Source organism: Flexithrix dorotheae DSM 6795, from assembly GCF_000379765.1.
Taxonomy (GTDB): Bacteria; Bacteroidota; Bacteroidia; order Cytophagales; family Flammeovirgaceae; genus Flexithrix; species Flexithrix dorotheae.
Genome location: NZ_KB903465.1, coordinates 530,662 through 537,181 on the forward strand (window position 1 = coordinate 530,662; position 6,520 = coordinate 537,181).

A 6,520-nucleotide genomic window follows, 5' to 3' on the forward strand; every position below is an offset into this window, starting at 1 on the left:
ACCCTAGCAATCATGCTATTAAACCATCCCACTCAATCATGACCGCTGCCTTTCAACCCAAAATCACTTCAGCAGAAAATGCTGTCAAAAAAATAAAATCCGGAGACAGAGTTTTTGTACATAGCGTATCCATGGCACCCCAATCACTGGTAAATGCCATGTGTCTCAGAAACAACGAGCTTAAAGATGTAGAAGTAATCCATATCCACACAGAAGGCCCTGCACCCTATACCAATCCCGAAATCTCAGGAAGTTTTCGACATAATGCCTGTTTTGTGGGGAGTAATGCCAGAAAAGCCGTTCAGAATGGAAACGCAGACTATATTCCAATTTTTTTAAGTGAAATCCCCTTGTTATTCAGAAGAGGCATTCTTCCAATAGATGTGGCTTTATTAATGGTAACTCCCCCTGATAAACACGGATATTGTTCTTTAGGCTCATCAGTAGATGTCACGCTGGGCGCGTTGGATAGTGCCAAATACATTATCGCAGAAATTAATCCACAGGCACCAAGATCGCATGGAGACGGCATGATTCATATCAGCCAGATTGATGAACTCGTGGAAGTGGACCGGCCTATGGAAATTGTACCCAGAAGGACTATAAGCCCGGAAGAGCATAAAATGGGTAAATATATTGCCGAACTGGTGGAGGATGGCGCTACACTGCAAATGGGAATAGGAGGAGTTCCAGATGCTGTTCTTTCCCAATTGGGTAATCATAAAAGACTGGGGATTCATACCGAGATGTTTTCCGATGGCTTAATTGATCTGGTGGAAAAAGGAGTAGTAACCGGAGAAGACAAAAAAGTACTACCCCACAAAATCACTTCCTGCTTTGTGATGGGCACCCAAAAAGTATTCGATTTTCTACATGATAACCCAATTGTGGCCATGAAGGATTCTGCATTTACTAATGATACCGCAATCATTAGGAAAAATCCGAAGGTAATTGCCATTAATAGTGCTATTGAAATTGACCTTACCGGACAGATTTGTGCAGATTCCATTGGCCCTAAACAATTCTCAGGGGTTGGAGGACAGATGGATTTTATCAGAGGCGCATCACTATCGGAAGGAGGTAAACCGATTATTGCGCTTTCTTCATCCACTAAAAGAGGAGAAAGCAAGATAGTGCCATTTCTAAAGGAAGGCGCTAGTGTGACTACTACCCGGGCACACGTACATTACATTGTCACTGAATTTGGTGTGGTGAATTTATACGGAAAAAATCTGAAACAAAGAGCTAAAGCACTTATTAGTATTGCTCATCCCGATCATCAGGAAGCTTTGGAAAAAGCCGCTTTTGAAAGATTTAACGGATACTAATCTTTAATACAACACTCCATTTTTATTTTCAAACCTGTCATGACAAGGCTTTATTTACCTTTTCAAGGCAGGTTTTTGCATTTGCTTTAAATCATTTTCAAAACATCTTCCCAAATGAAGTCCACCCATTGTTTATACATTTTTCCAGAGGGATGCAATCCATCCTCCGCCACCAGTTCTGCATTCATTTTAGCCTTTCTGGAAATTGGCGTAATATCAAAAAACCGAACTGAATACTTTTTACAAATCGCCTCAGCAATTGCATTATATGCATCTATTTCCTGTCCGATTTTGTCAGGGTTTCTGTCTGAAGCGAATGGGGTAACTCCATAATCCGGGATTGATAGTACAAATACTTTTGAGGGATTATCATTGGCAAATCTGATAGCAGTTTGTAATAATTCCTCAAATTCATTTATGTATTGATCAACCGGATATCCTCTGTATTGGTTATTTACCCCAATAAGTAAGGATACAAGGTCAAATTTTTTATCTAAATTTTGTGCATTAATGGCAGAAATCAGTTCATTGGTTGTCCAGCCAGTTGTGGCAATAATTTTAGGGTTGCTCAGATTTACATTACTATTTTTCAGCTGGTTAACTAACAGGACTGGCCACCTTTCCTTTTCGTCCACACTTTCCCCAATGGTATAAGAATCTCCTAGTGCCAGGTAGCTTTTTTCTTGTTCCATATTATTCTGGTTTAGTGCCAATGAAAGATAGAGCAGAAAGGGAAACAAAACAGACATGACTCAAGTTTTTTATGTAAATTTTTCTAAAATTGTTATGCATGCATACTTTTTTTTCTTTAATTTGTGTTGATAATATAATAGATTGAAGGGGAAATTAAAAAGTTAAAAAATGAGATTTCACCGAATAATTATTATGATAGTCTCCATAAACTTATGCAAATAGCAAAATGTGAGACAGACTTTTATCCTTTAAATAACATGAACAGTCTGATAAAAGTTAAGGAGTTAGTATTTAAGTAAAAATTCTCAATCAACTTTCAGACATAAAATTTACAATTATGAAAATATTAGTTTGTATCAGTCATGTTCCTGACACCACCACCAAAATTAAATTCGATGGAAATAAACTTGATGAAAATGGTGTCCAGTTCATCATAGGCCCTTATGACGATTATGCTCTTGCCAGAGCAGTAGAAATACAGGGGGAAAAAGGAGCCACAGTGACCGTACTCAATGTGGGAACGGCCAGTACAGAGCCCACTATAAGAAAAGCATTGGCTATAGGTGCAGATGATGCAATAAGGGTGGATGCTGAACCAACCGATGCCATGTTTGTGGCAAAACAAATTGTTGCTGTTGCCAAAGCTGAAAATTATGATATGATTTTGATGGGAAGGGAATCCAGTGATTTTAATGGAGGATTAGTGCACGGATTAGTAGGTGAAATGATGGGATGGCCCTCAATTGCTCCCTGTATGAAATTGGAGTTGAATGGGGATTCGGCCACCATGGCCAGAGAAATTGAAGGAGGAAAAGAGTATTTGGAGGTTGGTTTGCCATTTGTAGCCGGAGTTCAGGAGCCAATAGCCGAATGGAAAATTCCAAATATGAGAGGAATCATGATGGCCAGGAAAAAGCCACTTAAAGTCATCCCGCCAGTTGAAGTAGAAGGGGTTACAGAATACCAATCGTTTAGCCTGCCGGAAGGCAAATCTGAATGCAAAATGATAGATCCTGATAATATCGGTGAGTTGGTAAATTTATTAAAGAATGAAGCCAAGGTGCTTTAATTCCCCAACTATTTAAGTATTACCTTATTTCAAGATTCAAAACATTAAAAATATAAAGATATGTCAGTATTAGTTTATATAGAAGCAGATGGAGGTGCAGTAAAAAAATCTTCTTTGGAAGCTGTTGCCTATGGGGCAGAAATTGCTAAAGGTGAAGGAAGCACAGCTATCGCCATTGCTACAGGAACAGTAGTAGAAGCTGAATTGGCTAAATTGGGGAAATTTGGAGCCAGCAAGGTTTTACATGTTTCCGATGAAAGATTAAACGATGGTGGAATTCAGGCAACTGCCAATGTAGTGTTTCAGGCTGCCGAAAAAGAAAGTGCAAACACACTTGTAATGGCCAGATCCTCTCTGGTTGATGCCATTGCTTCAAGAGTAGCTATAAAATTGGGTGCCAGTGTGGTGACCAATGTGGTTGATCTTCCTGATACCAGTAATGGATTTGTGGTAAAAAGAGGGGTTTATACAGGAAAAGCCTTTGCAAATGTGTCAGTACCCGGAGCAAAAAAAGTAATTACAATTGCTAAAAACGCCATTTCACCTGTAGAAAGTGGAGATTTCGCCTCAGTTGAAGCTTTTAGTGCCAGTCTATCCGATACCGATTTTGCTGTTAAAAGAACAAAAGTAGAAAAGGCAGAAGGAGATATTTTACTTCCAGAAGCGGACAAAGTGGTTTCAGGAGGAAGAGGTTTGAAAGGGCCTGAAAACTGGGGAATGATAGAAGAATTAGCCAAATCACTGGGTGCAGCTACGGCCTGTTCCAAGCCCGTTTCAGATATGGAATGGAGACCTCACCATGAACACGTAGGTCAAACAGGAATAAAAATAAGTCCTACACTTTATATTGCTGTAGGTATTTCGGGTGCTATTCAGCACCTGGCCGGTGTTAACTCTTCCAAAGTGATTGTAGTGATCAATAAGGATGCTGAGGCACCATTCTTCAAAGCAGCTGATTACGGAATAGTAGGAGACGCATTTGAAGTAGTACCCAAATTGACTGAAGCTATAAAGGCAGTACTGTAAGTACTCCATAAGTTATAGAGCTAAAGATTAAAATTTGATCATTTATTTAAAGTGAAAAAAGAGCCATCTCGTAGATGGCTTTTTTTTATCAATAATTTTTAGGCAATTTTGCAGCTTATAATTTTCAAATAAAATATCACCAGCCTAATTATGCTGACTATTCAGGATCTTTCATTTCATTTTGGCAGTAGAACTTTATACGATAAGGCCTCCCTTCATATCAAACCTAAAAACAGAATTGGTTTAATTGGGGCAAATGGTACCGGAAAATCTACCTTACTCAAACTCATTAATGGAGATTACCAGCCGGATGAGGGAAGTATTTCAAAAAGTAACGATTGTTCAATTGGTTTTTTGAATCAGGATTTGCTTTCTTACCAAAGTGATGACAGTATCCTGGAGGTTGCCATGCAGGCATTTGAGCGACAATTGGAGCTTCAACATCAGATAGACAAAATTCTCCACGAAATGGAGCATAACTACAATGATGACCTGGTGCATAAACTGGCTCCACTTCAGGATGAGTTTGCCACATTAGAAGGTTATTCCATTCAGTCAAAAGCTGAGGAAATATTGGAGGGACTTGGATTTAGCACTCAGGATTTAAGAAAGCCCTTAAAAAACTTTTCAGGAGGCTGGAGAATGAGGGTAATGCTGGCCAAGCTTTTACTTCAAAAACCAGCCTTACTAATGCTGGATGAGCCGACTAACCACCTCGATCTTCCTTCTATTCAGTGGTTGGAAAATTACATTACTTCTTATGAAGGCGCAATTGTAATTGTATCACACGATAGAGAATTTCTGGACAGAGCGGTAAATATTATCGTGGAGGTTTCAGGAGGCAAGCTAAATCTCTACTCTGGAAATTATAGCTTTTATCTGGAAGAAAAAGAATTGAGAAGTGAGATCCAAAGAAATGCATTCAAAAATCAGCAGCAGAAAATAAAACAATCGGAAAAGTTTATTGAAAGATTCCGGTCAAAAGCCACTAAATCCAGACAGGTACAGTCCAAAATAAAGATGCTGGATAAAATGGATAAAGTGGAGGAAGTGGTTGAAGAAACAGTTGACCTTAATTTTAGATTCTCCTTTAACCAGCAACCGGGCAAAATTATCATGGGTCTGGAGGAGGCCAATAAATCATATGGTGAAGTTGATGTGATTAAGGACACCACAATTTCCATTGAAAGAGGAGATAAAATTGCCTTAATAGGAGCCAACGGGAAAGGGAAATCTACCATGCTTAGGATGGTGGCCGGAACTGAAAAGTTTGATGGGGTTCGAAATCCCGGATATAACGTAATTCAGTCATTCTATGCTCAGCACCAGCTGGAATCACTGAATATTGAAAACGAAATATTACAGGAATTGAAAGAGTCGGGGTTAGAAAAGACCGAACAGGAATTGAGGGGTGTTTTGGGTTGTTTTCTGTTTAGTGATGATGATGTTTTTAAGAAAATAAAAGTACTTTCAGGAGGGGAAAAATCAAGGGTAGCCCTGGCCAAAACCTTAATTTCCCAGGCCAATTTTTTATTACTGGATGAGCCAACTAACCACCTTGATATTCAATCAGTTAATATTCTGATACAGGCACTTCAGCAATATGAAGGTTCATTTTTGGTGGTTTCACACGACAGACATTTCATTTCCCAAATCGCTAATAAAATCTGGTATATTGAGGATATGGTATTAAAAGAATACCCTGGAGACTACCACGAATTTACCCGATGGTATGAGAAAAAGAAACTTGAACAGGAAAGCCTAAATGAAAGTAAACCCAGGAAAGAAGCTAAAAAAAGCAAACCTAAACCTTCCCCTTCTGAAGAACAGGAATTAAAAAATCAGTTAAAAAAGCTTCAGAAAAAATTAGGTGAAAAAGAAAATAATATCAGCAAGTTGGAAAAAGGAAAAACTGAAATTGAAGATGAGCTTTCCAAACCGTCTGTTTATGCCAACCCGGATCTTCTTGCAGAGGTAAACCAAAAATACGAGGCGGTAAAATCTGAGCTGGAAGCGGAAAATGAGGAATGGGAAAACCTGGCTATGGAAATAGACGAAATTGAAGGAAAATTATAGGTAATTTGGGTTTAATCCTTCTTTAGAAAACAAGAAAGCCGGAATAAATTCCAGTCATGGTCGGAAGAAATTCCGACCATTTTTATTTTTAAAGATTCGTTCCGGGTTACCTCCAGCTAGATAAATCATAATGGCAATAGCAAGTTCTCTTATTTCGGTTTTAAACCTTCTTTTAGCAGTTTTATAACCAATATTATTAGCTTTTTTGTAAATAAGCAGGAGCATGGCAACTATTAGGGTCATATAAATGATGACTTCAATACCATTTTTATTGAGTGATACCAGGTGGCTGACATTGAGTTCTTGTTTGATAAAACGGAAAAACACT

At 38.6% G+C, this 6,520-nt stretch carries 5 protein-coding genes and 1 pseudogene; 4 read left to right on the top strand and 2 right to left on the bottom strand.

The window, feature by feature from the left end; translation table 11 throughout:
- Window positions 1–38: 38 nt before the first annotated feature.
- Window positions 39–1,328: an acetyl-CoA hydrolase/transferase family protein gene (locus A3EM_RS0129175; RefSeq protein WP_020531800.1), complete on the top strand. Its 1,290-nt coding sequence runs from the start codon at window positions 39–41 to the stop codon at window positions 1,326–1,328.
- An 86-nt stretch (window positions 1,329–1,414) separates the two neighbouring features.
- Here A3EM_RS0129175 and A3EM_RS0129180 read toward each other — a convergent pair whose 3' ends face one another.
- Window positions 1,415–2,020, bottom strand: a complete 606-nt coding sequence (locus A3EM_RS0129180) for an SGNH/GDSL hydrolase family protein (protein WP_157638138.1) — start codon at window positions 2,018–2,020, stop codon at window positions 1,415–1,417.
- Window positions 2,021–2,358: 338 nt separating this feature from the next.
- Here A3EM_RS0129180 and A3EM_RS0129185 point away from each other — a divergent pair, with 338 nt between their 5' ends.
- The 3 genes from A3EM_RS0129185 to A3EM_RS0129195 all read left to right on the top strand — a co-directional run bounded on the left by A3EM_RS0129185 (window position 2,359) and on the right by A3EM_RS0129195 (window position 6,192).
- Complete coding sequence (locus A3EM_RS0129185; protein WP_020531802.1) at window positions 2,359–3,090, top strand: electron transfer flavoprotein subunit beta/FixA family protein; 732 nt, start codon at window positions 2,359–2,361, stop codon at window positions 3,088–3,090.
- A gap of 60 nt (window positions 3,091–3,150) precedes the next feature.
- Window positions 3,151–4,116 carry an electron transfer flavoprotein subunit alpha/FixB family protein gene (locus tag A3EM_RS0129190; RefSeq protein WP_020531803.1) on the top strand — a complete coding sequence of 322 codons (966 nt, stop codon included), beginning with the start codon at window positions 3,151–3,153 and terminating at the stop codon, window positions 4,114–4,116.
- A gap of 150 nt (window positions 4,117–4,266) precedes the next feature.
- Entirely contained in the window at window positions 4,267–6,192 is a 1,926-nt protein-coding gene (locus A3EM_RS0129195) for an ABC-F family ATP-binding cassette domain-containing protein (protein ID WP_020531804.1), read from the top strand.
- A 54-nt stretch (window positions 6,193–6,246) separates the two neighbouring features.
- Here the strand turns inward: A3EM_RS0129195 and A3EM_RS0129200 are convergent.
- Window positions 6,247–6,520, bottom strand: a pseudogene (locus A3EM_RS0129200) (hypothetical protein); the annotation flags it as partial.

Excerpts from the sequence above, each read along its gene's own strand:
- A3EM_RS0129175 (WP_020531800.1), top strand. The coding sequence starts at position 39 with ATGACCGCTGCCTTTCAACCCAAAATCACTTCAGCAGAAAATGCTGTC.
- A3EM_RS0129180 (WP_157638138.1), bottom strand. The coding sequence starts at position 2,020 with ATGGAACAAGAAAAAAGCTACCTGGCACTAGGAGATTCTTATACCATT.
- A3EM_RS0129185 (WP_020531802.1), top strand. The coding sequence starts at position 2,359 with ATGAAAATATTAGTTTGTATCAGTCATGTTCCTGACACCACCACCAAA.
- A3EM_RS0129190 (WP_020531803.1), top strand. The coding sequence starts at position 3,151 with ATGTCAGTATTAGTTTATATAGAAGCAGATGGAGGTGCAGTAAAAAAA.
- A3EM_RS0129195 (WP_020531804.1), top strand. The coding sequence starts at position 4,267 with ATGCTGACTATTCAGGATCTTTCATTTCATTTTGGCAGTAGAACTTTA.